Here is a 25,686-nt window from a genome sequence, read left to right on the forward strand (position 1 = left end):
AGTGCTGGTGTCGTCAGCGGAAGGCCGGCAGTACCGCTTCGGCCATCAGCTCCATGTTCTTGATGACGGCCTCGATTGGCTGCCCCACGGCGATGAGGCAGGCGATGTGGTCGACGCCCATCTCCTCGTAGGTCTTGAACCGCTCGATCATGCGGTCAGGCGTGGTGAAGACCGGGTCGTCGTACTTCTCCCACAGGCCCTCGGTGGAGAAGCTGTACTCCTCCGGCCGCATGCAGCCCTTGGTCACGTAGTCACGGCTCGAGCCCGCACCGCGAGTGGTGAGCCGTGCCTCGCGGGTCTCGGTGGTGCCCTCACCCTTCACGAGCGCCATGTAGTGGTTGTACTCGTTGACGAGGTCGTCGAAGTACTCCAGTGCCTCTTCCTCGGTGCGCCCGACGGAGGTGTGGCGGAGCACCATCACCTGTCCACGGGGCTGCCCCGTCTTCTTGAGCTCGTCGTCGTAGGCAGCGAGCAGTACTTCCAGGTCGCCGTGCGGCTCGAAACTTCCGAAGTTCGGCGCGGTGACGAGGTTCAGGCCGGTCTGAGCGACCTTGCGGACGCCGGCCGCGCTCTGCGACGCGATCCACAGCTCGGGGTGCGGCTTCGTAATCGGCTTCGGGACCAACGTCGTCCGGGGGAACGAGTAGTACTTCCCCTGGTGCTCGACCTCGTCCTCGGTCAACAGCCGCCGGATGATCTCCAGCGACTCCTCGTACATCGGCCGCTGGTCCTCGGGCTTCACGCCGAGCCGGTCCAGTTGGTAGCGGCTGCCGCCACGCGCGACGCCGATGCCCGTCCGCCCCGGCGCCAGGTGATCCAGCAGCGCCATCTGCGAGGCGACGAGCAGCGGGTTGTAGGCCGGCAGGACGACGACGCCCGGCTTGATCCGCAGCCGCTTGGTGCGCTGCGCGGCCACGGTCGCGAACATCATCGCCGAGGGGTTGCACGTGTAGTTCTGGAACTGGTTCTCGTTGATCGTGATGCCCTCGAAGCCGAGCTCCTCGGCGGCATCGACGATCTTGATCATGCCGTCCAGGACTTCCGCCCACGGGCGGGACATGTCGGGGTAGAAGAACGGGGTCGTCACCCAGAACTTGAGCGCCATACCTGACTCCTCGAACAGAATTTCCGGATCGTGCGTACGGGACTGCCGGGGACCGAGCGGCCTGGCACCGGGTGATGCCGCCCCCCGATGGCTCACGGAGCCGAGCGCGCAACTCGTGAGACGCCTGGTGGCGTTGAACGCCCCCTTGCGGGTTCTCCGGACGGTAGTATCGATTCTAGTTGGCCGTCAATAGTTGCGCTTCCAGGAAACTCCTGAGCTACAAAGGCGCAGGAAACGCCCCGCAGACGGCATCTTCGAATGCTTTCTATATTTCTGCCTCGTAACGCAGTGACGAGGCAGACTGCGCCCACGGCGAGCCGGCGGTGGACCGGCCATCGCGTCCGATCCACCGCACCGCAGCAGCAGGTCAGGGCGTCGCGTTCACCTTGCGGTAGGTGTCCTTGAACCGGATCAGCGGCCCTTCGAACTCGAAGATGTCGCACGAGGCCGTCTCGATCACGGTTCCGTCGGCGCCGACGGTTCGCGTGCGCCACCTCGTCACGGCGAAGTCCGGGGAGATGAGGTCCACCGCCGTCTCGGTGGTGGAGTTTCCCCCCGGCGCCTTCGCCAGGTAGAAGCGGAACCCTCGTTCGACCTCGGCCGCCCCCTGGAAGGTCTGGCCCGGCTCCGGCCCGATCGCTGCGCGGAACACGGCGTCCTCCGTCATGAGCGCCATCAGCCCGTCGAGGTCAGCGGCTTCCCAGGCGCTGCGGAACTGGTCGATCAGTCGGCTGCGGGCAGCCTTCGCCTCTTCGTACGTCTGCGACACAGCGCTCATGGATTCACTCCGCTCGAAAGAAGTTCGGCCGCCCGATCCCGGGCGACCTCCTGGATCTGCCGCCACGTGGGCATCCCGGTTCGTGCCCCCGCCGAGGCGACCGAGATCGAGGCAGCAGTGACAGCTGCGACGACGGCGGTGCGGAGGTCGTCGCCCGCCGCCAGGCGCGCAGCCAGAACGCCGTTGAACGTGTCGCCGGCACCCGTGGTGTCGCGGACCGTGGCGGGCAGCGCCGGCACCTTCGTCTGCTCCGCGCCGCGGCACACCAGAACCCCGTCGCCGCCCAACGTGATCACGACCGCGCCGCCGGTGTGCGCGGTCAGCGCCGCACCCGCCCGCGCGACCGCGGCCTCGGACACATCGGACTGCGCCTCGCCGGTGATCCGGGCTGCGAAGTCGATGGCTTCGTACCGGTTGGGCGTGAGAATCAGGTGCGGACCACGGAGATCGAGAATCTCTGGGATGACCGGGGCGGGGTTGAGGATACAGCCGACCCCCGCGTCGACGCTCCGGCGAACGGCAGCAGCCGCCGCCGGCCCGTGGATCTCCGTGGAGACCAGCACACAACCGGCGACCGGCAACAGGGATTCGAGTACACCCGCCACGGTCTCGGCACAGACGTGCCCGTTGGCGCCGGCACCCACGGCGATCTGGTTGTCGCCGTCGGCGTCCACGACGATCAGCGCCGCACCCGTGGCGACACCGTCCAACTGGCTGACCGCCTCAACGTTGACCTGATCACTCGTCAGATCTTGTAGCGCGTGAGCCCCGTCGGCGTCCTTCCCGACCGCACCGATCAACCGGACGTCAGCACCGGCCCGCGCTGCAGCAACCGCCGCGTTGGCGCCCTTGCCCCCTCCGAAGCGCTGCACCGAGTCGCCGACAACCGTCTCACCACGACCCGGTAGTCGCGGCGCGTTGATGACGATGTCGGTGTTGATCGCCCCCACGACGACGACCCGACCGCCAGACTCGCTGACCTCTGCCACGTCACCTCCCGGCGCCGGCGCCACAGTTCAGTCCGCTTACGAGGTGGTCGACCCGCGCCCGGAACGCCCCGCGGCGGCCCAGGTGAGGATCGCTTCCCACAGTCGCGGGTAGTGCTCCCAGTTCATGAACTGCGGAGGGGCCCAGTGCGGTGCCAGGTCCGACGCGAACGCGACCGTGTTGCCGGCGCCGTAGGACCCGGTGACGAGGATGGGGTCGTCGCCCCGGCTCGCAACCACGGTGGCCTCGGGCTTCGCCACGAACTGGTTGTAGCCGAGCAGTGTCGGCCACTGCGGCGGCGTTCCCCCGAGAGCCGGGTGCTCCGGGAGATCGACCTGGGCCTGAAACCCCTCGGGCAGTTCGACGCGGTCGTCGCGGTCGAACATCTCGACCGGCAGGACGCGGGCCAACGGGGACCGGCCGTATCGGGCGCGCCCCTCGATGCCCGAGAAGCTCAGGTACCCCCCGACCATGACCAGGCCCCCGCCCTGCTCGACGTAGTCGGCCAGCAGTTCGAGGCGGTTCACCGTGAGCTGGGAATGGAGGAAGGTCTCGTCACACAGCAGGAACGAGTTCGCACCAATGTCGCTGATGACCACCACGTCGAACTGGGCCAGTTCGGCGGCAGCCGTCGGGAACCGACCGGACACCTCGTGGCCCCGGATGTAGGTGACATCGATGCCGGAGCGCTCCAGGCAGTGGAGAAAGACTCCCGCACCTTCCTCGTACTCGGTGTTCTGAAAGTGGTCGAAGCCCTTCATGTGGATCGTGTGCTTGATCCAGGACTCGCCGACTACCAGCGCCCGCAACCCGCTCTTGTTAGTAGTCATCACGCGCCTTCTGATCCGAGGTCATCAGCCGTTGTCACGGCAGTCGAAAGAATGTGGACCCGACCCGTGCCCGGGGTACGCCGACGTCCTGGCCCGCCGGGGATCACCCGACGACCGGTACCGTCTCGCGAGCCATGGCCGGACTATACTAGAACCGATTCGATTTGGCCACGGCCCGCCGGCGGTTCCGGTGAAAACTCCCCGAATTATGCTTAGTTTGGGTTCCAGCGCCCGGGGGAGCCGGAAAACCGTCCTCTAGTATTACGCGCAGAAGTCGAATCGCTTCAAGTGGCTCATCGCTCTTGGACGCGGATACGGAGGAATCGTGCCACCCCCGCCTCGCCGCATCATCATCGACACCGACCCAGGGGTGGACGACGCGTGGGCGATCGCCCTCGCCGTGGCCAGCCCCGAGCTCGAGGTGCTCGCCCTGACGACCGTGGTCGGCAACGCCGACCTGGACACCTCCACTCGCAACGCGCACACCCTGCTCTCCATGCTGGAGCGGTCGGCCATCCCGGTGGCGGTCGGCGCCGAGGAACCCTTGGGCGGTCTGCTGCCCGAGTTGATCGCGAACCGCGAGTTCGTCCGCCAGATTCACGGCGCCAGCGGGTTGGGCGGCCTGCCCGTCCCCGACTTCACGCCCCCGAACGACGGGCCGCACGCCGTCGAGGCCATGGCCGGCATCCTCGCCGAGGCCGCACCACACAGCATCACGGTCGTCGCGCTGGCCCCGCTGACCAACCTGGCCCTGCTCTTCGACCGCTACCCGGAGCACCTGGACGCGATCGACCGCGTCTACATGATGGGAGGAAGCGGCAACGGCGTCGGCAACGTGACCCCCGTGGCCGAGTTCAACGTGTGGGCCGATCCCGAAGCCGCCCAGCGGGTGCTGTCCGAACCCCGCGTCGAGATTTCCATGATCGGCCTGGACATCACGCTGCTCGCCGCGGTCTCGCCCGCCGACCTCGACCACCTCACCACTCCGATCGGACTCGCTCTCACCCAGATGGTCCACGGCTACGGGGACATCCGGGACGACGGCTGGCCACTGCACGACGTGGTGGTGGTCGCCGCCCTTCTGGACGACGCCGTGATCAAAACTCAGCCCGCCACCGTGGAGGTCGACACCGCTCGCGGCGAACGCCGGGGCCACACCCGCTGCACCTTCCGCTCCGGCAGCAGCCGGCCGGTCGACAACGCCGGCGCTCTGCCCGAGCGCGCCGTCGCCACCCACCTGGACCGGGACCGCTTCCGCGACGTGGTTCTCAGCCGCCTGTCCAAGCTCTGAGTCCTGGCTCCGGACGGAGGGTCCACCGCAGTCCGGAGCCAGGACGGTTCTGTGACCTTCCGTCACACAGCTGTGGCGGCCAGCAGGCGCTGACCGCCACAGTGGGAAGGTGACACTCCTTCAGGAGGTTCCTTACGAGACCGTCTCCGGTGCTCGACGTCCCGCGCGGTGCGATCCGGACGTCGGAGCCACGTCGGATTCGAGCAGGATCTCGTCGACGTACGGCGGCGGCGGCGTGCCCCAGTAGGCCTCGTCGAGGCCACGGAGCTCGTCCTCCTCGCTCACGCGCAGACCGATCGTCTTCTCCAGACCGACGATGAGGATCAGGCCGCTGATCCCCGCGATGGCGATCGTGACGACGAGCGCGAGCGCCTGCATACCGATGCTGATCTCGGCGTGCTGGAAGGCGTACTTGCCCTCCGTGATGCCGAAGAAGCCGCCGGTCTTGTCGCCGGAGCCGACAATTCCTCCTGCGAGAGCGCCGAACGAGCCGCCACCCAGGGCCAGCGGAACGATCTTCTTGTCGTCGATCTTCAGCTTGTACAGCAGTTGGTACGTGCCGTAGACGACGAACATACCGATGAACGCGAGGACCAGAATCTCCCACGGCCGGCCGATGTCCAGAGCCGTACCGGTGGAGATGTACCCGGCCGGGATACCGATCAGCACGAAGATCGGGTTACGCGTCCGGTACGAGATCAGGGCGCCGGCCAGGACTCCACCGACGTACGCGGCGAAGACGTTGATGACCACGATGCCGAAACCGCTGTTGCTCAGCGAGATGCCGAAGTAACCGACGTCGGGAACGAAGAACCCGCATCCGAGGAACGCGAACGGAGCCGCGAACATCAGGATCGCGACGCCGACTGCGGTCCAACCCACGTTGTGCGGAACCGGCCCCACGGTGCGGGGGTCCTTGTCGAAGGCGCCGATACGCGGGCCGGCACGCCAGGCGAGGATCAACGCCCAGACACCGACCACGATGTAGAGCGCGAACTGACCGATGTAGTCGTGTGCGCCCTTGTTCGAGAGCGGACCCACCGAACCCCAGGTCAGGTAGAGCACGAACGGGCAGACCAGGGCACCGAAGACGAACGCGATGACGTACATCGGGACGGCCTTCACCCGCTCCAGACCGGCCGAGTGGAGCAGTGCGCCACCCACGGCGACGTACGCCATGAAGAACGCCACGAAGACCTGGAAGACGTCCGCCTCGATGTAGTGGGCGGGGTCGAGGTTCTGCGAGTACTCCGTCAGCGCCGGGCCGAACGGCGTCCAGTCGTCCAGGGCGGTCTTCAGCGGGTCGGGGACGCCGAAGGCCGAGTAGTACTGCCAAATCCAGATGGCATAGCCGACGATCGTGATACCGATCGCGGCCAGCATTGACGCCACGAGTTTCTGGATCCACGTGTCCATCAGGTTCTTGCGCCGAACGAGACCGGCGTCGATCAAGCCCACCGCGCCCACGACGAAAAGCAGGCAGACGGTGGCCAAGGCGTAGAACACGTTCAGGTTGAAGAAAAAGAGCGATACCTGGCTCGAATAAGGGGGCCCCCCAGTGGCCGGGGGCGGGCTATCGACGGTCAGCACTTGTGACAACACGAGGCTCATCGCCGCTCCTCCTTTGCCTTCTCGCCGGGGCCTCCACAGAGGTCCGGACGGCTTACCACCCGGCTGCACGCGGTGGTGTCGAAGCCGGTCCGTGGCCTGTTGGCCAGCGACGAGTAGGAAGGTTTCTGTACTGGCTCGTATCGGGTCAAGAGTTGCGCGAAGATTTGTCCAGGCCGCACCCGGCGCGCCTCCGTGCCTCAACGGCAAGGCCGCGCCTGTTTCTGCAGGTCAGAGACATATCCAGGTCACGAGCCGTCGAGCGAGAAACGGAAGCGCAACAAGAAATTCGTCATGATGGAACGTTTCTACTTCGCTACCGAAAGCCGACCGCGCGCTGCGCCGCGTAAGCGCCGAGCTGAGCGCAGTCTCGAGACGATTCGATCGGATTTGCCCCCGAACCCCCTCGTTCAGCGGAAATCACGGCGCGACCCGGGGTCGAAACGATAAAAACGCTTGTTCGGGAGCCCCTGGCCGCCGTACGGTGCGACGACCGGCTCCCCCACCCCGCCGGAGCAGCTCCTTGGTCACGACGTCGATGGGAGCCGGAACGCGATGACCGACTTCAAACAGCTCGTGTGTGCAGCCTGGGACGCCGCGTGGAACCGCGGTGAGGTCGCCGCTCTCGACGAGATCGTGCACGCCGACTATCTCCAGGAAAAGGCCGGATCCCCCGGCCTGAACGGCGTGACTGAACTCAAGTCGGAAGTGCTCGAGGTGCGGGCCGCATTTCCCGATCTGCGCACCACGGTCGACAAGATCTTCGTCGAGGGGGACGACTTCGCCGTCTTCTGGTCCTCGACCGGGACCTTCACCAACCCCCTGCGCGACGTGCCCGCCACGGGCACCAGGGTGCAGACCCGTGGTTCGGTGCAGGGACTGCTTCGTGACGGCCGCGTGGCCCGCGAACGGGTCTCCTGGGATCTCCGTGATCTGCTGACCGACGTCGGAGTACCGACGCTCCACTCCGCCTTCGAGATCGGACCGGCCGGGACCGGCGCACCGGAGCGGTTGAGCGTTCCTGACGCGGAGTCACTGAAGGAGTTCAACCGGAAGTTCGTGACCGGGGTGACCGTGGTGACGACCAGGGCCGCCGACGGCCGGCCCCGCGGCCTGGCCGCCAACGCCTACACCTCAGTGTCCCTGGATCCCCCGTTGGTCCTGGTGTGCGTGCAGAAGTCGTCCTGGACCCACCCGGCGCTGTTCGAGTCACGGCACCTGGGCATCAACATCCTGGCCAACACGCAGCGCCATGTCGTCGAGCGGTTCTCGTCCAAGGTCCAGGACAAGTTCGCCGGCGTCGCCTGGCACGGGGCGCCGGCCGGCAGCCCGCTCATCGACGGATCCGCCGGCGCGATCGAGACGGAGATCAAGGAGCGCTTCCAGGCGAAGACGCACACCGTCTTCATCGCACGCGTGACGTACGCCGAGGTCTCCGAACTCGCACCGATGGTCTACCAGGCCGGCCGGTTCTACGACGGCGCGATGCTGGAGGAACTGCGGGCGGACTGACCTGCGTCGCCGAACAGGCGGCGGGGATTCACGGTCAACAGCTCGGCGGTGACCGCAGCCGGCACCCCGTGCCGTTCGAGTCGGGGAAGGAACAGTCGGGGCACGTAGCCCATACCGTTCCCTCCGTTGCGAGTCCACAGGCTCTTGAGCGCGACGTCGTGACTGAGCAGGAGTTGCGAGGCGTGGCCCGCGTCGACCAACCGCGCGATGGCCGCCGCGGTCTGACCGGGCCCCGGCGACTGCCCCTCCCCGGGGAAGTAGTTCGGCATCCCGATCATGTCGAACTCGAGCCACACCCCCAGGGCGGCCACGTCCCGTTGATAAGCGGTGTCCTCGCCGGAGGGATCCATGTGGCACAGGACGACGGCCCGGGGGTCGAGACCCTCCTCACCGAGCACGACGTCGAGCACCTCGAAAGCTCGCCGCTGCCACCCCGGCAGATGGATCAGCAGCGGGACGCCCACCTCCCGCTGCGCACGCGCGGCGGCACGCAGGCGGGTCTTCTCAGCGTCGGTGAACTCGGGAGAAACGCCGATCTCGCCGATGATTCCGGGCCGGACCCCGGTGCCGTCGACACCGTCGACGAACTCGGCCAGCAGGCGCTCGCAGAGCTCGTCCGGTGCAGCGGAGGCGGTTCCCGGGTCGTGGTACCGGTGCACGTACCACCCTGAGCCCATCACGATGTTCAGGCCGGCGGCCCTCGCGATCTCCTGCAGCGCGAGCGGGTCCCGGCCGATGTCGGCGTTCGTGCAGTCCACGACGGTTCGACCGCCCGCTTCCGCGAACAGACGTAACTCGTCCACGACGGCGCTCGGGTCGTCCAGGCGGGCGTTGTCGAGACAGCAGCCCGGGTTCTCGGTCAGCAGCCAGTGGATCGAGGCGTCGACCCGTCGGCCGAAGAACGCCCGCTCGGCCGGATCCTCCGGCGTCGCGAGCGGGCCGGTCCAGTCGCAGATCAGGTGCTCGTGCATGAGCGTCATGCCGAGCTCGTCCACCGGCACCGGACCGAGCACGGTGTTCACCTCGACGGGGTCACCCACCATCTCGCGCACCTCCTCGCGCACCACAGTCTCCGCCACATCGCCGTGGCTACATCGCGGCGACGAGGGCGGACCAGGTGAGGGGGATCGCGCCGCGGCCCTTGCCGGTCTGGGGGTTCCAGTGCTCGGCGTAGCCGCTGCGGAGGGCGCCGCGGATCGACATCTCCCGGATCGAGGTGACGAGGTCGGTGCGGTCCCACCGGAGGGCGGCGAGGCGAGCGAGGTAGTTCATCTGCATCCAGGCGCTGCCGCGCCAGTACTGGTCGGGGTGGTAGCTGCGGGCCTCGCGGGCGACGAAGTTCAGCCCGTAGGGGGCGGCGAAACGACGGTCGTCCGCCAGCTGGTCCAGCGCGCGCCGGGCTTTCGCCTCGTCGGCCGTCACCAGCGCTCCGAGGACGCCGTCGAGGGTCGGGACGTGCACGCTCGGACCGCCTCCCACGACGGCGACGTCCGACCAGAGACCCGTCTCCTCGTTCCACATCTGATCATCCATCAGTTCAGCGAGCTCCGCCGATCGCGCCGCCCAGGCGGCGTCGCCGCTGACGGCGGCGTACTCCGCGGCGGCGTGGGCGCAGATCGCGTTGAACGCGGCCGGGGCGCAGAGGAACGACTTGGAGCCGATCGAAACACCCTCCGCGTCGAACTCAGCCTGTTCGACGAGGTGCCGGTCGAGCGCCGACCAGCGCCAGCGCCGCCACTTCAGGCGGCTCCAGTCGGAGGCGTGGAGGAACGCGGCGGCCCAGCTGTCCCAGCGCGGTGAGTCGTCGGCGCCGGACTCCCACGGGTGGGTGAGGAGGATCAGCCCGTCCGGGGTACGACGCTTCTCCCACAGCCACGCCAGACCTCGCTCCACCCGCGCCAGCACCTCCGCCGGCACCTCGACGTGCGCGGTCAGCACCCGCGCGGTGTGGGCGAAGATCGGCGGCTGCGTGAAGGAGGAGACGTCGGTGCGCGGGCCCCGGCCCTTGCTCGGGCCCGCGTAACGCATGTGCGGGACGAAGCCGTCACCGAGCTGGCCGGACAGGGCGTTGGTCAGCTCGCGGAGACCGCGGTCGGGCCGGTCGATCGCGACCCAGGCCACGGCGGCGAAGCACGAGTCCCAGAGCCACTGGTGCGGATAGGTCTTGCGGTGGGGGTAGGTGTGCCCGCGCTGCTCGTCCCAGTGCGCCACCAGCAGACGCTCGGCCCCGGCTCGGGCCGCGGCCTCATCGGCCGCTTGCGTCCCAGCGGTCACTGCAGGTCACCTGATCCCCGGCTGTGGGCGGGAACTCGCTCGCGAGCCATGTGACCTTCCCCCGGGACGGCCGCGCACGCGTCCGCAGTCGATAGATTTGCCGGGCGCAGGGTAGCTGGCCGACAGGAGATGCGCCGGTCCCGCGACCGGCGCCCGGTGCGAGGACGGGACACAGGTGACAGCTGCTCGGACGCCCGTCCAGCTCGCCGGCGTCTCCCCCAGCGCCCCCGGCCGGGACGAGACCGCCTGGCGAGCCGGCTTCGTGCTGCTCGCGGCCGGTCTGTTCGGGCTGTACCTGCTCGACCCGCCCAACGTCCCCGACCTCGCCGCGCAGACCGCGCGGGCCGAGGCCGCGAAGGACGGGGCCTATCTCTGGTGGACCGGCTGGTTCGGTGGCGTCGTCCAGCCGAGCTACTCGGTCTTCAGCCCGTTCGTCATGGCGAAGATCGGCGTCGGGCTCTCCGCCGCACTCGCCGGCGTCGCCGCCTGCGCCGCTGCACCGGTCCTCTTCGAGGGCACCCGGCGGCCCCGCGCCGCGTCGGCCGTCTTCGGGGTCGGCGTCCTGCTCAACGTGCTCGGCGGGCGCGTCACGTTCGCGCTCGGCTTCGCCGCGGCGGTCATCGCGGCCGCGCTGCTGCGCCGTCGCCGCGCCTGGTGGGCCGGCGCCGCCGGCGTCGCGGCCTGCCTGCTCAGCCCGCTCGCGGGCCTGTGGCTCGGGCTGATCGCGGTCACGGTCGCGATCGTCGACACCTCACGGCGCCGTGCCGCCGTCGGCGTCTCGGCCGCACTGGTCGGCGTCGCCCTGACCCTCGCCCTGGTCTTCCGCAACAGCGGACCGATGGCCTTCCCGTGGTGGCACGTGGCGATGGCACTGTGCGCGATCGCCGGCGTGCTCGTCGCCTGTCAGGACCGCGCCGTTCGCGTGGGCGCGCTGCTGTTCGGCCTCGCCGTCGTCGCGTTCGCGGTGGTCCCGACCGCGGTCGGGACGAACATGATGCGCCTGGTCTGGCTGACGGCGGGTCCGGTCGTCGTCGCGACCGGGACGATCGCCGTGGGTCGTGTGGCGCTGCGCCGCACCGGGGTCGCGCTGCTGACCGTCGGGGCCCTGCTCTGGCCGACCGTCGACCTCTCCCTCGAACTCGCCAAGGCCAGCAGCCCGGCCGCGAGCCCCGCGTACTACGCGCCGCTCGTGGAGGAGCTCGGCCGCCAGGCCCGCGCCGCCGGGCCCGCCGCGCTCGGACAGCGGCTCGAGATCATCGACCCGGCGTCGCACTGGTCGGCGGCGTACGTCGCGCCGACGGTGCCGATCGCGCGCGGCTGGGACCGCCAGGCCGACCGCGCCGCCAACCCGCTCTTCTACGACGGCACGCTGACCGCCGACTCGTATCGCACATGGCTGCACGAGCTCGCGGTCCGCTGGGTCGCGCTGCCGAGCGAGGGCTCGCTCGACTACGCCGCGCAGGCCGAGGCGGATCTCGTCCGTTCCGGTCTGCCGTACCTGACTCCGGTCTGGAGCAACGCCTCCTGGCAGCTGTTCCAGGTCACCGACGCCGCGCCGCTGGTCCGCGGGGCGCAGCTCGTCGAGCTGGACGCCTCCGAGATCACCTTCGTCGCCCCGCAGGCCGGGCCGGTCCACCTGCAGATCCGCTGGTCACCGCTGCTGGCGCTGACCGGGGCCGGCGGCGAGACCGGCTGCGTCCGCGAGCGCGGGCCCTGGACCAGCGTCGACGTCACCTCACCGGGCACCTACACGCTCGTCTCCAAGCTTGCGCTCCCGACCGGGGACGACCGCACCGACTGCAACTGACCTGCAGCGCCCCCCACAACTCGAGTCATGCTTTCCGGGAATGACCGACCGCACGGTCGGGCATGGTGCGGGCGATGGGGAGCGCGAACGTGACGACGGCGGTGGAGCGCGTGCTCGCGGCACCGGTGGCGGTGCCGCGGGAGGTCGAGCAACGCCGCACGCTCGCGGTCGCGGTGGCGGGGACGTTCCTCGCGCTCGTCGTCTACACCGTCCCGCTCGGGATCATGCCCTCGATCGCCGCCGGCCTGGACGCGGGCACGGGGACGCAGACGTGGCTGCTCGCCGCCGTCAGCCTCGGCATGGCGACCACGCTGATCTCGGCCGGCGCCCTCGGCGACGACTACGGGCGCAAGCGGGTCCTGATCGGCGGCGCGTACGTGCTGGCCGTCGCGAGCGCGGTGTGCGCGTTCGCCCCGAACCCGGGGGTCTACCTCGCGGGTGCCCTGGCCCAGGGCGCCGGGGGGTCCGCGATCATGGCCTGCAGCCTCGGACTGATCGCGCACGCCTTCCCCGAGGGCCCGCAGCGGGCCCGCGCCAGCGGCATCTGGGGCGCGGCGCTCGGCGCCGGGATCGGGTCCGGGCCGCTGCTCGGCGCGACCTTCGACTCCACCATCGGCTGGCACGCGGCGTTCGCGTTCAGCGGCGTCCTGGCGCTGGTGCTCGCGGTGGCGGCCGGGCCGCTGCTCGTCGAGTCCAAGGCCGAGGAGCACAAGCCGATCGACCTGCCCGGGATGGCGCTGCTCGGCCTCGGCGTGGGTGCGCTGATCGGCGGACTGGTCCGCGGCCGCAGCGGCTGGGGCGACCCCCCGACGCTGCTGCTGATCGGCGGCGGCCTGGTGCTGCTGGCCCTGTTCGTCCTCGTCGAGATCCGGCAGCGGGCCCCGATGCTGCCGATGGGGTTGTTCCGCAACCCGCGCTTCCAGGCGGTGACTACGGCCGCGGTGACGACCGGTCTCGGCGTCATCTCCCTGCTGTCGTACCTGTGCACGATGTCCCAGCGGGGCATGGGCGACGAGCCGATCGTCGGGGCAGCGCTGATCGCGGTGTGGGCGGCCGCGAGCATCGCGACGGCCCTGCTGGTGCCGCGGCACTTCGCGGCGTACTCCGGCCGCGCGCACCTGGCCGGTGGCCTGGTCGTGACCGGCGTCGGGATGATCTCGCTCTACGGCGTCGACGCCGGCACGAACCCGTGGCTGATGGTCGCCGGGCTCGCGCTCGCGGGCATCGGGTCCGGCATCGCGAACTCCGCCCTCGGCCGGGAGGCCGTCACCGCCGTCCCCCACGGCCGGGGGTCGCTCGGGAGCGGCGCGAACAACACCGCGCGCTACGTCGGGTCGTCGGTCGGGGTCTCGATCGTCGCCACGATCGTCGCGGCCCAGGGCGACGGCGCCGACGCGATCATGGACGGCTGGAACGTCGTCGTGCTCGTGACGACGGCGCTGACCTTCCTCGGCGCCGCCGCGGTCCTCGCCTGCCGTCCCCGCGCCCGGAACGGCGAAGCGAAATAAGCTCGAAGGGCCGAGAAGGAGGCCCTCATGCGCGACCCCCGCTCCAGCACCATCGACGACATCCTGCGGCGCAGTGCGCTGCGTTCGCCGGGCGCGGTCGCCCTGGTGTTCGAGGACCGGACGTGGACCTACCGCGACCTCGACGACGCCGTCAGCCGCGCCGCGGACCTGCTGCTCAAGCGAGGTTTCGCCAAGGGTGACCGGATTGCCGCGTACGGGCAGAACTCCGACTCCTACCTGATCGCCTTCCTCGCCTGCTGCCGCGCGGGCCTGGTGCACGTCCCGATCAACTACGCACTGACCGGCGACGAGCTCGGCTACCTGCTTCAGCAGTCCGGCGCCTCGTTCGTCCTGACCGACCCGAAGCTCGCACCGAACCTCGGCAAGCTCGACGGCGCACCCGACCACCTGCTGCTCCGCGACTCCGACGGCTGCCTGCTCGAGCTCGTCCGCGACGGGGCCGTGCCGGACATCGACGTCGAGGTCGCCGACACCGACCTCGCGCAGCTGCTCTACACGTCGGGGACGACCTCACGCCCCAAGGGCGCGATGATGACCCACCGCGCCTACGTCCACCACTACGCGTCGGTGATCACCGCGCTGGACATTCAGCCCGGCGACGTCCTCGTCCAGGCGATGCCGCTGTACCACACGGCCCAGATGCACGTGTTCATGCTGCCGGCGCTCGCGATGGGGACGCGCTCGTACCTGCTGGAGACGCCGGACATCCCGAAGATCCTCGAGCTGGTCGAGTCGAAGAAAGTGACCTCGCTCTTCCTCGCACCCACCGTGTGGGTGCCGCTCTCGCAGCACCCGGACTTCCCCCAGCGTGATCTGACGAGTCTTCAGAAGGCCTACTACGGGGCCTCGATCATGCCCGGCCCGGTGCGCGAGCGCATCGCGCAGCAGCTGCCCGACCTCGGTTGGTACAACTGCTTCGGCCAGACCGAGATCGGCCCGCTCGCCACGGTGCTCCGTCCCGAGGAGCACGCCGACCGGCCCGACTCCTGCGGGCGTCCGGTGCTGTTCGTCGACATGCGCGTCATCGACGCCAACGGCAACGACGTCGAGCCCGGGGGCGTCGGCGAGGTCGTCTACCGCTCCCCGCAGCTGTGCCTCGGGTACTGGGACAAGCCCGAGGAGACCGCCGAGGCCTTCGAGGGCGGCTGGTTCCACTCCGGCGACCTCGTCCGCATCGACGAGGAGGGGTACATCACCGTCGTCGACCGCATCAAGGACGTCATCAACACCGGCGGCGTGCTCGTCGCCTCCCGCGAGGTCGAGGACTGCCTCTACACCCACCCCGACGTCGCCCAGGTCGCCGTGATCGGCACCCCCGACGAGAAGTGGATCGAGGCCGTCACGGCCGTCGTCGTCCGCAAGCCCGACGCCACCGTCACCGCGGACGACCTGATCGCCCACGCGAAGGCGAACCTCGCGAAGTACAAGGTCCCGAAGTCGGTCCACTTCGTCGACGACCTCCCCCGCAACGCCTCGGGCAAGCTCCTCAAGCGCGTCCTCCGGGACCAGCTCGCCTGATCCGCCCCACGGCGTCAAAAAAGGGTGACACCCCTTACTCCGCAGTAAGGGGTGTCACACTTTTTTCACAGCGGCCTACGGGGTGGTGTCGTCGCGGCGGCCGTAGAGGGTGCGGGAGCTGCGGGCGATCGCGGCGGGGGCGCGGCGGCGGGTGAGGATGAGGACGACGATCCCCGCGACGCCGAGCGCGGAGCCGACGAGACCGATCGCGACGCTCTCGGAGTCCGCGGCGTCGCGACCGCCGTTCACCAGCAGGCACCCGGCGAGGAGCAGGTGACCCAGCCCGTCCAGGCGGGGCTCGACCCGTGCGCCGACCCCCGGCGTCGGGACGCCCGCGAGCGCGCCGATGAGGCCGAGCAGCGCGAGGATCGCGCCGACGGTGATCGCCACCCAGGCCAGCATTCCAACTCCCGTGGGTCGAGGTCCGCCGTCGAATCTAGCCGTAGGGTCGATCCCCACTGGAGATGCGGGGGAAGGACAGCGCGGATGCGGGGACGACGCGGGGCGGGGTCGGTCGCCCTGGTGCTGGCGGTGGTGCTGGCGGCCGGGGGTTGCTCGGGGGACGACGACACCGCGGCGCCGACGCCGAGCGTGACCAGGTCGCCGGTGCCGACGACGTTGACGTGCGACGACATCCAGGGCGACAACGTCGACCCGACCCTCGACCTGGTGGCGGTGCGGCTCGCGCGGACGGGCAAGAACGTGCGGGTCGTGTTCGACACGACCGAGCCGCCGGGCGACGACCCGCTGCGCTGGGTCGTGGGCTTCGTGTCCGCGAACGGCCGGAAGTCGGTCGAGCTCACGACGGACCGGCGCAAGAACGGCGACCTCGTGCATGCGATCGTCGTCGACGGCGACCGCCGACCGGTGATGGACCCCGTCCGCATCACGGCCGAGGGGATGACGACGACCTTCCCGGTCGACCCGATCGACGCCCTCGGCACCGGCGTGCGGTGGTACGCCTCGATCGGGGTCGACGGCCAGGACGTCGACTTCTGCCCCGGTGGTCCGGAGGTGCGCGAGGTCCTCGACACCGTGCCGCTGACGCTGCCTGAGCGCTGGTGACGATGCGCGTCCGCCCGTCCCGCTCACTGGCGACGGCCCTCGCGCGGGCGGAGGCGGACGACTTCACCTACCCCGACGTCGGCGCGACCGCCGGCGACCTGCCGGCCGGCTACCACCACCTGCACCACCGCGTCCGCGTCGGCGCCGGGCCCGGGGCGCTCGACCGCGCCGAGGCCGCGCTGACGACCTGGCGGGCCCAGACCGGCTCCGGGCTGGCGGTCGCGGCCGACGGCCCGGTGGCGGAGGGACGCACGGTCGTCCTCGGCCTCGGCCGCCCGCTGTCCCTGGTGATCCCGTGCCGGGTCGTGTGGACGCTGCACGAGCCCGACCGGCGCGGTTTCGCCTACGGCACCCTGCCCGGCCACCCCGAGTGCGGCGAGGAGAGTTTCGTCCTCGCCCCGGACACCGACGGCGGCGTCTGGCTCACGATCACCGCGTTCACCAAGCCGGGCAACACGCTCGTGCGCGCCCTCGGACCGGGCGGCCGCGCGATCCAGAAGTTCTTCGTCCGCCGTTACGGCGAAGCGATCCGACGGTCCGTCAGCTCGGAGCCGGGGACGACGTCTCCGTAGTGACGTTCTCCGGCGGCGCGGTCCCGCCGGAGTCGGTGTCGGCGTGGCCGGAGGTCGCCGGGGCATCGGGGTCGTCGAGGATCCCGAGCAACTCCTCGCCGTACGCGGGCACCAGGTTCGGCCCCGACACGAAGGGGGCGACCACGTCGCGGCTGAGCTTGCGCTCGTCGGTCCCGTCGTCGAAGCCGTTGGAGCAGCCGCCGTAACGCAGGTACACCTGCGAGATCCCCGCCGCGGTCGTGATGCGCAGGACGATCGCCTCGGTGCCGCGCACGGTGCGGGCGTCGTCGCCCTCGCAGCCACCCTCGGCGTCGGGTCCGGTGCCGACGTCGGCCTCCCGGATCCCGCGGACCGCGTCCCGGGCCTCGTCGCCGGTCAGCCGCAGCGACGACAGCAGCGTCGGCGTCGTCCGCGGCGTCCCGGACGGGAGCACCGGCGCGATCGTCGGCCGCAGGTTCGCCTCCGGGTCGATCTCGTCAGGGAGCACCTCGTCCGTGCCCTCCTCGGACTCGAGGTCCTCGGACTCCGACGCGGTGTCGTCGAACTCCTCGCCCTCGACGTCCTCCTCCTCGGGGACGTCGGCGAACCGACCCCCGGGGACGGCGTAGCGGCAGGCCGCGACGGACGTGATGCCGGACAGCGAGCCGACCGCGGACGCGACGGCCGGTCGGCGCGTCGGGTCGGCCGAGATCGGGTCGGTGATCGGGCAGCCATTGGAGTCGGTCGAGATCTGACGGAGCGTCGCCACGATCTGCTGCCGGATGTCCGACGGCGCCTGGACGCGGACGAGCACCGCGCCCTTGCGGATCGTCTCGCGGTCGCCCTCGGTGCCCTCCTCGACGTCGGGCTCGAGCGAGGCGAAGTTCAGCGAGACGAACGTCCCGGCCTTCTCGACCAGCGTCGCCGGGTCGGGGTCGCCCTCGTTCTCGGGACCGGCGCAGGTCGACTCGACCGGGGTGCCGGGCCGGATCACGACCGGCTCGGAGACCGCGGCGTCGGAGATGCACCACAACGCGCCCGCGACGTCCCCGGTCTGGTGCCCCCAGAACGCGGGCACGGTGAGTTCGACGTCGCCGAGCGACTCGGTCCGCGTCCCGGTCGGGGTCGCGGTGGCCGACGGCTTCGGCCGCGCGTCGACGTCGTCGGAGTCGGAGTCGTCGCTGCACGCGGCGAGGCCGCCGAGCAGGACCACCGCCGTCAGCGCCGGCAGTGCCCGTCGCATCACTTACCTCCGCCGGCCGCGGACGGCCGCTCGTGGGAAACCCGCCCGAGCCACCACAGGGCCGCCGGCGGGAGGAACAACGGGACGAACCCGTACCCCGCACCGTAGATCGACCAGACCGAGGATTCGGGGAACCAGTCCCGTTCGATCAGACTCAGCGTGCCCACGACGAGCACGCCGGCGAACTCGCCGATGCACACCCATTTCGCAGCCACCCGCGCTCGCTCCGACGACCGGCGCAGCAGCACCGCGCCGGCGACGTAGACGACGGCCGCGACGGCGGTCAGCCCGTACGCGAACGGCGCGTGGCCCGGGTCGTCGGCGAGCTGGACGCTGGCGCGCCCGCCCGCGGCCAGCGCGAGCACCGTGTACAGCCCGACGATGATCGTGAGAGCGCCCGTGCCGCGGGTGCTCACGAGCCGCTCTTCCACGTCACCCACATGCGCTCCAGCATGACGAGCAGCGACACGCAGGCCAGCGCCGCGACGACGGCCCGGAACCGGTCCGCGGAGCCCTCGCCGTCCGGCGGCTTGACCTCGATCCCGCCGACGAACTGCGGGTCCGCCCCCGGCGCGCCCGGCGACGCCGGGAACCCGAGCCGGACCGGCACCCCGACCAGCAGCGGGAGCAGGAGCAGCGACCCGAGCGCGTAGACGACATGGGTGCTCGTCTCAGCCGCGTCGTGGCCGGCCGCGAGCGAGATGAACGACGCGAGCGCCTGGACGACCAGCCCCAGCTGCAGGCCCATCAGGGCGAGCACCTGGGCCCGGTTCAGGACCTGCCGCCGCGCCGCGGACCAGCCGACCCAGCCCCCGATCACCAGGGCCGCGATCATGAGCACGGCGGTGGTCGGGCGGGTCACCGGGACACCGTAATCGGCGCCCGGGCGACCCCGCCGACCGGCCCCTGACCTGCGGAAACAGCCACCTCGCCGGGGCCGGCGGAAACTCGCGAAAAAAAGTTCGGCCCAACCCTCAAGGTGCCCCGGCCCCCGACCGAGACTCCTGGTGTCACCACCGCAGCACACCGGCAACGGCCGGTCGGAGCGGACGACGGGTCTCAGGATCGGGTTCTCCACCCTCCCCCAACCCGACTCTGGAACTCAGTCCCCCTTCCGGGCTGAAACCGGGTAGACGGGAACCGGGGGTCTCGACACTGGCCGTCGAGCCCCCGGCCCGGCTCCCAGCACCACCCCCCAGCACCACACCTTCCGGCACCACCGATACCCGCACCACCCGCAGCACGGACACCGGCACCATCCCCCAGAACCCCGGCGGCGCTCACCCCCCTGGACGCCCCGGAGTGCGAGAACCACGACGCGGCTCACCCCTCCGCGACGACGTCGCTCGCACAGAACCGAAGGCCCCGGCCCCCCTGCCGGGGCCTCGGTCTTTTAAGCGGTCTTCCGCAGCGCCTTACTCGCCGGCGCCAGGCCTCACTCGCCCGGTCTGGCGCGTCAGGGCTGCTCCCGACGAGTGAAGCGCGTCCAGGAAGGCGCGCGCGGTCAAAAAAGGGTGACACCCCTTACTGCGTAGTAAGGGGTGTCACCCTTTTTTGACGGTGCGGGAGAATCAGCCCTCGGCGAGCTCCTCGGCGAGGAGCTCGGCGATCTGGGCGGTGTTCAGGGCCGCGCCCTTGCGGAGGTTGTCGCCGCAGAGGAACAGGTCCAGGGAGTGCGGGTCGTCGATCGCCCGGCGGACCCGGCCGACCCAGGTCGGGTCGGTGCCGACGACGTCGGCCGGGGTCGGGAACTCCCCGTTGGCGGGGTCGTCGACGAGGACGACACCGGGGGCGTCGCGCAGGATCGCCTGGGCGCGGTCGACGGTGACCTCCCGCTCGAACGTCGCGTGGACGGCGAGCGAGTGGGTCGTGATGACCGGGACGCGGACGCAGGTCGCGGAGACGCGCAGGTCGGGCAGGCCGAGGATCTTGCGGGACTCGTTGCGGACCTTGAGCTCCTCGGAGGACCAGCCGTCCTCCTTCAGCGAGCCGGCCCACGGCACGACGTTGAGGGCCAGCGGGGCCGGGAAGGGCCCGAGCTCGCCGATCGCGCGGCGGACGTCACCGGGCTGGGTGCCGAGGGTGTCCGAGCCGGCGACCTTGGAGATCTGCTCGCGCAGGGCGTCGATGCCGGGCTGACCCGCCCCCGACGCGGCCTGGTACGAGGCGACGACGAGCGCCTGCAGGTTGTACTCGGCGTGCAGCGCGCCCATCGCGACGATCATCGACAGCGTCGTGCAGTTGGGGTTGGAGATGATCCCCCGCGGCCGACGGCGAGCAGCGGCCGGGTTGACCTCCGGCACGACCAGCGGGACGTCGGCGTCCATGCGGAACGCGCCCGAGTTGTCGACGGCGATCGCGCCGCGCTCGACGGCGATCGGCGCCCATTCCTTCGAGACCTCGTCGGGGACGTCGAACATCGCGACGTCGACCCCGTCGAAGCACTCCGGCGAAAGAGCGACGACCTCGACCTCCTCGCCGCGGACGACGAGCTTCTTGCCGGCCGAGCGCGCGGAGGCGACCAGGCGGATCTCGCCCCACACGTCCTCACGCGTGGACAGCAGGTCGAGCATCACGGTGCCGACGGCACCGGTGGCACCGACGACGGCGAGGGTGGGCTTTCCGTTGCGGGCGGGACTCATCGTCCGGTTCCTCCGTAAACCACGGCTTCGCCGTCGGCAGCGTCCAGGTCGAACGCGGTGTGGGCAGCAGCCACAGCAGTGTTCACGTCGTCCTCGCGGACGACCACCGAAATACGGATCTCCGAGGTGGAGATCATCTCGATGTTGACGCCGGCCTCGGCGAGGCAGGCGAACAGCTTGGCCGAGACGCCCGGGTGCGAGCGCATGCCGGCGCCGACCAGCGAGATCTTCCCGATCTGGTCGTCGTAGCGCAGGGCCTCGAAGCCGATCTGGTCCTTGATGGTCTCCAGCGCCTGCACCGCCTTCGCGCCGTCCGAGCGGGGCGCGGTGAAGGAGATGTCGGTCCGGCCCGTCGAGGCACCCGAGACGTTCTGGACGATCATGTCGATGTTGATGCCGGCGCCGGCGACGGTGGAGAAGATCGCCGCAGCCTGGCCCGGCTTGTCGGGCACGCCGACGACCGTCACCTTGGCCTCGCTGCGGTCGTGCGCGACGCCGGCGATGATCGGGTCTTCCATGTCGTTCCCTTCTCGGTTCACGACCCAGGTGCCCTCGCGGTGGCTGAACGAGGACCGGACATGGATCGGCAGGCCAAAGCGCCGTGCGTACTCGACGCACCGCAGGTGGAGCACCTTCGCGCCGCTGGCGGCCATCTCCAGCATCTCCTCGTAGGAGATGTTCGGGAGGCGCCGCGCGGCCGGGACGATGCGGGGGTCGGCGCTGAAGACGCCGTCCACGTCGGTGTAGATCTCGCAGACCTCGGCGTTGAGCGCCGCGGCCAGCGCGACGGCGGTGGTGTCCGAGCCGCCGCGGCCGAGCGTGGTGATGTCCTTCGTGGACTGGGAGACGCCCTGGAAACCGGCGACGATCGCGATCGCGCCGTCGGCCAGCGCGGTGGAGATGCGCCCCGGGGTGACGTCGATGATCCGCGCCTTGCCGTGCTCGGCGTCGGTGATGACGCCGGCCTGGCTGCCGGTGAACGAGCGCGCCTCGTGGCCGAGGTTCGCGATCGCCATCGCGAGGACGGCCATCGAGATCCGCTCGCCGGCGGTGAGCAGCATGTCGAGCTCACGGGCCGGCGGGATCGGCGAGACCTCCTTGGCGAGGTCGATCAGGTCGTCGGTGGTGTCGCCCATCGCGGACACGACCACGACGACGTCGTTGCCCGCCTGCTTGGTCTCGACGATGCGCTTCGCGACCCGCTTCACCGACTCCGCGTCGGCGACGGAGGAGCCGCCGTACTTCTGCACGACGAGACCCACGGCTGACAACCCCCTGACTCGGCCCCGAACGGGCGTGCGTCTGCCCGGTCTGCGGCGTCATTCTACGGGCCCGGCACGCTGCGGACTTTCCGCGCTTCCGCGGAGGGGGTGTCGCCCTTTCGCCAGGGTTGTCCACCGGCCCGAACGATCCGGCAACGGATCTTTCAAGCCCGCCACGCCGGACGCCGATCCTGCTTAACGTCGCTGGAGCAGGAGACACCGGGATCGGGGAGGGTCCGCACGTGGCCAGGGCGAGCCGTCGCGCGCAGTCCCGGCGCAATCGCGTCGGTGGCGTGCTCGGCATGGCCGTGGCCCTGCTCGTCGCCGGGGGGACGATCGACACCGCCCACGCGGCTACCGCCCCGGCTAGGCCGTTCGAGGGATTCGGGCCGGCCGGTGTCGTCGCGCTCACGCACGGTCACTCCCACAACGACTACACCCGCAACCGGCCCCTGCACGACGCCCTGTCCCGCGGGTTCACCTCCGTCGAGGTCGACGTCGTGCTCGTGGGTGGACAGCTGCGCGTCGGCCACGAGCTCGTCGAGGCGCTGGTCAGCGGGGCGACGCTGCGCTCGGCGTACCTGGACCCGCTCGCCGACTGGGTCGGGCGCAACGGCGGCAAGGTCTACGCCCCCGGCGACCCGCCGCTGACCCTGCTGATCGACATCAAGTCCGAGGCGCGGAGCACCTGGCGCGCCCTGGAGGGCATCCTCGGCGACTACGAGGCGATGCTCACCCGCTTCACCCCGGAGGGCGTCGAGCCCGGGGCGGTCACTGTGCTCGTCTCCGGGAACCGGCCCGTCGACCTCGTCGAGGAGCGGTCCGAGCGGTTCACCGCGCTCGACGGCCGCATCTCCGACCTCGACGGCACCGCGCCCGCGACGCTGATCCCGCTGGTCAGCGTGCGCTGGGGCGCCCTGTTCTCGTGGTCCGGGAAGGGCCGCATGCCGGCGGCGGACGTCGCGCGCCTGCGCGCGCTGGTGGACACCGCGCACTCCCAGGGCCGGCGGATCCGCTTCTACGCCACCCCAGCCTCCACGCCGGGGATCCGCGAGAACGTCTGGCGCACCCAGCTGGACGCGGGCGTCGACCTGCTCAACGTCGACCACCTCGCCGAGGCACAGCGCTTCCTGATGACCGCGTCGAACGACGGACCCGCGGCGGACACGGGGCGGTCGGACGCAGGACATAGGCTCCCGGCAGGAGGCGTCGACCGGACGCCGTGACCTCGCCGCGACCTTCGAAGGAGCGCTCATGACCACCGGCGGCATGCCCGACATGGGTGCCCTGCTCGCGCAGGCAGCGCAGATGCAGCAGCAGATCCTCGAGGTCCAGGCGCGCCTGGCCGAGACCAAGGTGACCGGCAGCGCCGGTGGCGGGGCGGTGCGCGCCACCGTGACCGGCAGCCTGGAGCTCGTGGGCCTCGATCTCGACCCGTCCGTCGTCGACCCGACCGACACCGAGACCCTCGCCGACCTGGTCGTCGCCGCGGTCCGCGACGCGAACCGCGCCGCCCAGGAGATGCAGGCGCAGGCCATGGGCCCGTTCGCCGCCGCGATGGGCGGGATGGGTGGCATGGTCGAGGGCATGGGCCTGGACGCGAGTTCGTTCGGCCTCGGGGCGAGCGGCGGGCTCGGCGGCCTGCCGCCGGGCCGGTAGCGGGTCTCGTTGTACGAAGGCATCGTCCAGGACCTCATCGACGAGCTCGGGCGCCTGCCCGGCGTCGGTCCGAAGAGTGCGCAGCGGATCGCGTTCCACCTGCTCGCGGCCGATCCGGCCGACGTGCGCCGTCTCGTCACGGCGATCGGGCAGGTGAAGGAGCGCATCCAGTTCTGCGAGCTGTGCGGCAACGTGACCGAGGACGTCCGCTGCCGGATCTGCCGCGACCCCCGGCGCGACCCCGCGGTGATCTGCGTGGTCGAGGAGGCCAAGGACGTCGTCGCGATCGAGCGCACCCGCGAGTTCCGCGGCCGCTACCACGTGCTCGGCGGCGCGATCAGCCCGATCGAGGGCGTCGGGCCGGACGACCTGCGCGTGCGCGAGCTGATGGCGCGCCTCGCGGACGGGACCGTCACCGAGATCATCCTGGCCACCGACCCCAACCTCGAGGGCGAGGCGACTGCGACATATCTCGCGCGCCTGATCAAGCCGATGGGGTTGAAAGTGACCCGCCCGGCTAGTGGACTGCCCGTTGGTGGCGATCTCGAGTACGCCGACGAGGTGACCCTCGGGCGGGCGTTCGAAGGACGGCGACTGCTCGATGTGTGAGGCGCGTGGACGACTGTCCGCGCGCCGCGAACGTGAAGGGGTGACGCGGTGACCGAGGACCCGGCGAGCTTCGGGACGCAGATCGCGGACCAGGTCGAGAGCTTCCTGATCGCGCTGCGCGAGTGCGCGCGGGCCGCGACGCCCGAGGAGGCCGTCCCGATGCTGCACCTGGCCACCGCGCAGCTCCTGCTCGCGGGCGGCCGCCTCGGCACGATGGAGGACATCGTGCTGGAGGAGCAGTTCGAGCCCGACGCCGGCGCCGACCCGGACCTCGACGAGCTCCGTGCCGCCCTCGCCACCCTCCTCGAGCCGATCGACGAGTACGCCGAGGTCTTCGACCCCTACGAGCGTCACCCCGAGCTGATGATCTGCCGGATGTCCGACGAGCTCGCCGAGGTCGCCGCCTCCCTGCTCCACGGCCTCCAGCACTACAAGGCCGGCCGCGAGGCCGAGGCCCTGTGGTGGTGGCAGTACTCGTACCTGAACTCCTGGGGCGTCTCCGCGTCCACGGTGATGCGCGCGCTCCACAGCGTCCTCGCCCACGACCGGCTCGACACCTCGACCGGCGACACCGCCCTGCTCCAGGCTCTCGACCCCGCCGTCACCCGCATCTAGAACCGCGCCCGCCGCCCTCGCCCTCTGCTCATGCATGAGCAGGGTGTCGATTCCGCGCGCGAAATGTCCGATTCGTCCGCCCGCTGCTCATGCATGAGCAGGGTGTCGATTCCGCGCGCGAAATGTCCGATTCGTCCGCCCGCTGCTCATGCATGAGCGAGTGGCGACGCTCTGCCGGGGGTGGGCAGGGGCCGCCGGGCCGCCGGGTGGGCGGGACGGGTCAGTCGTGCTCGATCTCGCTGAGGACGCTGGCGCCGAACTCCTTCATCAGCAGGTCGCGACCGGAGAGGCCGTCGTCCGGAGCGGCGGCGTCGTCGGGGGCGGCGGCGTCGTACTCGTCCTCGTAGGCCGGTGGGGGCGGGGGCGGCGGGGGTTCGGGCTCCCGGACCGGCGGACGCGGGGCCGCGACGGGCGCTGCTGCCTCCGCGGGAGCGGCGGGCGCAGCGGCGGCGACGGGAGCGGCCGGAGCCGCGGGCGGCGGCGGCATCGCCGGCGCGGGGGCCGGGCGGGCGTTCGCCTTGGACGGGTCGTGGATGACGTCGAGGCGGAACTGCGCGCGCAGGACCTCGGCGATCGACTCCCGCAGCAGCGCGTCGTGCGCGGAGTTGAGGAACCCCTTGCGGGTCCCCTCGTCGGAGAACGCGAGCGCGATGGTGTCGCCGTCGACCGAGGCCACCTGGACCTTGTCGAGCAGGATCATCCACGTCACCTTGCGGCGCTTCTTGACGACCTCGAGGATCTCCGGCCACATCCGCCGGACCGTGACGATGTCGATCCCCCCGGACGCGGCCGCCGGAGCGG

At 70.7% G+C, this 25,686-nt stretch carries 24 protein-coding genes and 1 pseudogene; 11 read left to right on the forward strand and 14 right to left on the reverse strand.

All coding sequences use genetic code 11. From position 1 onward, the window contains the following. Positions 1-13: 13 nt before the first annotated feature. The 4 genes from ABD401_RS00510 to ABD401_RS00525 form a co-directional block, all read right to left on the reverse strand. On the reverse strand, positions 14-1,105 hold the full coding sequence (locus ABD401_RS00510) for an LLM class flavin-dependent oxidoreductase (RefSeq protein WP_344600447.1): 1,092 nt from the start codon (positions 1,103-1,105) through the stop codon (positions 14-16). A gap of 367 nt (positions 1,106-1,472) precedes the next feature. Beyond that, on the reverse strand, positions 1,473-1,883 hold the full coding sequence (locus ABD401_RS00515) for a nuclear transport factor 2 family protein (RefSeq protein ID WP_344600448.1): 411 nt from the start codon (positions 1,881-1,883) through the stop codon (positions 1,473-1,475). After that, positions 1,880-2,872 carry a PfkB family carbohydrate kinase gene (locus ABD401_RS00520; RefSeq protein ID WP_344600450.1) on the reverse strand — a complete coding sequence of 331 codons (993 nt, stop codon included), beginning with the start codon at positions 2,870-2,872 and terminating at the stop codon, positions 1,880-1,882. The genes ABD401_RS00515 and ABD401_RS00520 overlap by 4 nt, the downstream gene beginning before the upstream one ends. 36 nt (positions 2,873-2,908) lie before the next feature. After that, positions 2,909-3,700 carry a glutamine amidotransferase gene (locus ABD401_RS00525; RefSeq protein WP_344600452.1) on the reverse strand — a complete coding sequence of 264 codons (792 nt, stop codon included), beginning with the start codon at positions 3,698-3,700 and terminating at the stop codon, positions 2,909-2,911. A gap of 325 nt (positions 3,701-4,025) precedes the next feature. On the opposite strand from ABD401_RS00525, the gene ABD401_RS00530 reads away from it, so the two are divergent. Next, entirely contained in the window at positions 4,026-4,991 is a 966-nt protein-coding gene (locus ABD401_RS00530) for a nucleoside hydrolase (protein WP_344600454.1), read from the forward strand. A gap of 132 nt (positions 4,992-5,123) precedes the next feature. Here the strand turns inward: ABD401_RS00530 and ABD401_RS00535 are convergent, their stop codons facing one another. After that, positions 5,124-6,497: an ammonium transporter gene (locus tag ABD401_RS00535; protein WP_344600456.1), complete on the reverse strand. Its 1,374-nt coding sequence runs from the start codon at positions 6,495-6,497 to the stop codon at positions 5,124-5,126. A gap of 657 nt (positions 6,498-7,154) precedes the next feature. On the opposite strand from ABD401_RS00535, the gene ABD401_RS00540 reads away from it, so the two are divergent. Next, positions 7,155-8,111 (forward strand): flavin reductase, encoded by a 957-nt coding sequence (locus ABD401_RS00540; protein WP_344600458.1) that lies wholly within the window; start codon positions 7,155-7,157, stop codon positions 8,109-8,111. On the opposite strand, the gene ABD401_RS00545 is transcribed toward ABD401_RS00540, so the two are convergent. Together ABD401_RS00545 and ABD401_RS00550 are read right to left on the reverse strand one after the other, a co-directional pair. Then, on the reverse strand, positions 8,072-9,154 hold the full coding sequence (locus ABD401_RS00545) for a phosphotriesterase family protein (RefSeq protein ID WP_344600489.1): 1,083 nt from the start codon (positions 9,152-9,154) through the stop codon (positions 8,072-8,074). The genes ABD401_RS00540 and ABD401_RS00545 overlap by 40 nt on opposite strands. A gap of 46 nt (positions 9,155-9,200) precedes the next feature. Beyond that, positions 9,201-10,385 carry an MGH1-like glycoside hydrolase domain-containing protein gene (locus ABD401_RS00550; RefSeq protein WP_344600460.1) on the reverse strand — a complete coding sequence of 395 codons (1,185 nt, stop codon included), beginning with the start codon at positions 10,383-10,385 and terminating at the stop codon, positions 9,201-9,203. Positions 10,386-10,560: 175 nt separating this feature from the next. On the opposite strand from ABD401_RS00550, the gene ABD401_RS00555 reads away from it, so the two are divergent. The 3 genes from ABD401_RS00555 to ABD401_RS00565 all read left to right on the forward strand — a co-directional run bounded on the left by ABD401_RS00555 (position 10,561) and on the right by ABD401_RS00565 (position 15,239). After that, positions 10,561-12,192, forward strand: a complete 1,632-nt coding sequence (locus tag ABD401_RS00555; protein WP_344600462.1) for a hypothetical protein — start codon at positions 10,561-10,563, stop codon at positions 12,190-12,192. A gap of 74 nt (positions 12,193-12,266) precedes the next feature. Continuing rightward, positions 12,267-13,700 (forward strand): MFS transporter, encoded by a 1,434-nt coding sequence (locus ABD401_RS00560; protein ID WP_344600464.1) that lies wholly within the window; start codon positions 12,267-12,269, stop codon positions 13,698-13,700. Positions 13,701-13,727: 27 nt separating this feature from the next. Further along, the gene (locus ABD401_RS00565; protein WP_344600466.1) at positions 13,728-15,239 is read left to right on the forward strand and encodes a fatty acyl-CoA synthetase; all 1,512 of its coding nucleotides are present in this window, start codon (positions 13,728-13,730) and stop codon (positions 15,237-15,239) included. 75 nt (positions 15,240-15,314) lie between these two features. On the opposite strand, the gene ABD401_RS00570 is transcribed toward ABD401_RS00565, so the two are convergent. Beyond that, entirely contained in the window at positions 15,315-15,641 is a 327-nt protein-coding gene (locus ABD401_RS00570) for a hypothetical protein (protein WP_344600468.1), read from the reverse strand. A gap of 84 nt (positions 15,642-15,725) precedes the next feature. Between ABD401_RS00570 and ABD401_RS00575 the strand changes: the two genes are divergently transcribed. Next, complete coding sequence (locus tag ABD401_RS00575) at positions 15,726-16,304, forward strand: hypothetical protein (protein ID WP_344600470.1); 579 nt, start codon at positions 15,726-15,728, stop codon at positions 16,302-16,304. Between the two features lie 2 nt (positions 16,305-16,306). Next, positions 16,307-16,876, forward strand: a complete 570-nt coding sequence (locus ABD401_RS00580; RefSeq protein WP_344600491.1) for a DUF1990 domain-containing protein — start codon at positions 16,307-16,309, stop codon at positions 16,874-16,876. On the opposite strand, the gene ABD401_RS00585 is transcribed toward ABD401_RS00580, so the two are convergent. From ABD401_RS00585 to ABD401_RS00605, 5 genes are all read right to left on the reverse strand, one after another. Further along, positions 16,845-18,098: a hypothetical protein gene (locus tag ABD401_RS00585; RefSeq protein ID WP_344600472.1), complete on the reverse strand. Its 1,254-nt coding sequence runs from the start codon at positions 18,096-18,098 to the stop codon at positions 16,845-16,847. The two genes, ABD401_RS00580 and ABD401_RS00585, sit on opposite strands and share 32 nt — an antisense overlap. Then, positions 18,098-18,514 (reverse strand): hypothetical protein, encoded by a 417-nt coding sequence (locus tag ABD401_RS00590; RefSeq protein WP_344600474.1) that lies wholly within the window; start codon positions 18,512-18,514, stop codon positions 18,098-18,100. The genes ABD401_RS00585 and ABD401_RS00590 overlap by 1 nt, the downstream gene beginning before the upstream one ends. After that, complete coding sequence (locus ABD401_RS00595) at positions 18,511-18,960, reverse strand: hypothetical protein (protein WP_344600476.1); 450 nt, start codon at positions 18,958-18,960, stop codon at positions 18,511-18,513. Before ABD401_RS00595 ends, ABD401_RS00590 begins: the two co-directional genes overlap by 4 nt. Before the next feature lie 709 nt (positions 18,961-19,669). Then, complete coding sequence (locus ABD401_RS00600) at positions 19,670-20,740, reverse strand: aspartate-semialdehyde dehydrogenase (protein ID WP_344600478.1); 1,071 nt, start codon at positions 20,738-20,740, stop codon at positions 19,670-19,672. Continuing rightward, positions 20,737-22,002: an aspartate kinase gene (locus ABD401_RS00605; protein ID WP_344600480.1), complete on the reverse strand. Its 1,266-nt coding sequence runs from the start codon at positions 22,000-22,002 to the stop codon at positions 20,737-20,739. Before ABD401_RS00605 ends, ABD401_RS00600 begins: the two co-directional genes overlap by 4 nt. A 242-nt stretch (positions 22,003-22,244) precedes the next feature. On the opposite strand from ABD401_RS00605, the gene ABD401_RS00610 reads away from it, so the two are divergent. Genes ABD401_RS00610 through ABD401_RS00625 form a run of 4 tightly spaced genes read left to right on the forward strand, consistent with a single transcriptional unit; the run spans position 22,245 to position 24,885 of the window. Continuing rightward, on the forward strand, positions 22,245-23,228 hold the full coding sequence (locus ABD401_RS00610) for a phosphatidylinositol-specific phospholipase C/glycerophosphodiester phosphodiesterase family protein (RefSeq protein WP_344600482.1): 984 nt from the start codon (positions 22,245-22,247) through the stop codon (positions 23,226-23,228). A gap of 28 nt (positions 23,229-23,256) precedes the next feature. Continuing rightward, positions 23,257-23,661: a YbaB/EbfC family nucleoid-associated protein gene (locus tag ABD401_RS00615; protein WP_425566025.1), complete on the forward strand. Its 405-nt coding sequence runs from the start codon at positions 23,257-23,259 to the stop codon at positions 23,659-23,661. A gap of 9 nt (positions 23,662-23,670) precedes the next feature. Further along, a complete protein-coding gene (gene recR / locus ABD401_RS00620; RefSeq protein WP_019874136.1) occupies positions 23,671-24,270 on the forward strand; it encodes a recombination mediator RecR in 600 nt (199 codons plus the stop codon). Between the two features lie 48 nt (positions 24,271-24,318). Then, positions 24,319-24,885, forward strand: a complete 567-nt coding sequence (locus tag ABD401_RS00625; RefSeq protein ID WP_344600485.1) for a DUF5063 domain-containing protein — start codon at positions 24,319-24,321, stop codon at positions 24,883-24,885. Between the two features lie 220 nt (positions 24,886-25,105). On the opposite strand, the pseudogene ABD401_RS00630 reads toward ABD401_RS00625, so the two are convergent. Then, positions 25,106-25,686, reverse strand: a pseudogene (locus tag ABD401_RS00630) (DNA polymerase III subunit gamma and tau); the annotation flags it as partial.

It is taken from the genome of Sporichthya brevicatena (assembly GCF_039525035.1).
In the GTDB taxonomy this organism is placed as follows: Bacteria; Actinomycetota; Actinomycetes; order Sporichthyales; family Sporichthyaceae; genus Sporichthya; species Sporichthya brevicatena.

What these genes read in the sequence shown, in the direction of transcription:
- ABD401_RS00600 (WP_344600478.1), bottom strand. Translation starts at nt 20,740, where the DNA reads ATGAGTCCCGCCCGCAACGGAAAGCCCACCCTCGCCGTCGTCGGTGCC.
- ABD401_RS00540 (WP_344600458.1), top strand. Translation starts at nt 7,155, where the DNA reads ATGACCGACTTCAAACAGCTCGTGTGTGCAGCCTGGGACGCCGCGTGG.
- ABD401_RS00525 (WP_344600452.1), bottom strand. Translation starts at nt 3,700, where the DNA reads ATGACTACTAACAAGAGCGGGTTGCGGGCGCTGGTAGTCGGCGAGTCC.
- ABD401_RS00565 (WP_344600466.1), top strand. Translation starts at nt 13,728, where the DNA reads ATGCGCGACCCCCGCTCCAGCACCATCGACGACATCCTGCGGCGCAGT.
- ABD401_RS00560 (WP_344600464.1), top strand. Translation starts at nt 12,267, where the DNA reads ATGGGGAGCGCGAACGTGACGACGGCGGTGGAGCGCGTGCTCGCGGCA.
- ABD401_RS00570 (WP_344600468.1), bottom strand. Translation starts at nt 15,641, where the DNA reads ATGCTGGCCTGGGTGGCGATCACCGTCGGCGCGATCCTCGCGCTGCTC.
- ABD401_RS00545 (WP_344600489.1), bottom strand. Translation starts at nt 9,154, where the DNA reads ATGGTGGGTGACCCCGTCGAGGTGAACACCGTGCTCGGTCCGGTGCCG.
- ABD401_RS00615 (WP_425566025.1), top strand. Translation starts at nt 23,257, where the DNA reads ATGACCACCGGCGGCATGCCCGACATGGGTGCCCTGCTCGCGCAGGCA.
- ABD401_RS00510 (WP_344600447.1), bottom strand. Translation starts at nt 1,105, where the DNA reads ATGGCGCTCAAGTTCTGGGTGACGACCCCGTTCTTCTACCCCGACATG.
- ABD401_RS00580 (WP_344600491.1), top strand. Translation starts at nt 16,307, where the DNA reads ATGCGCGTCCGCCCGTCCCGCTCACTGGCGACGGCCCTCGCGCGGGCG.
- ABD401_RS00515 (WP_344600448.1), bottom strand. Translation starts at nt 1,883, where the DNA reads ATGAGCGCTGTGTCGCAGACGTACGAAGAGGCGAAGGCTGCCCGCAGC.
- ABD401_RS00585 (WP_344600472.1), bottom strand. Translation starts at nt 18,098, where the DNA reads ATGCGACGGGCACTGCCGGCGCTGACGGCGGTGGTCCTGCTCGGCGGC.
- ABD401_RS00575 (WP_344600470.1), top strand. Translation starts at nt 15,726, where the DNA reads ATGCGGGGACGACGCGGGGCGGGGTCGGTCGCCCTGGTGCTGGCGGTG.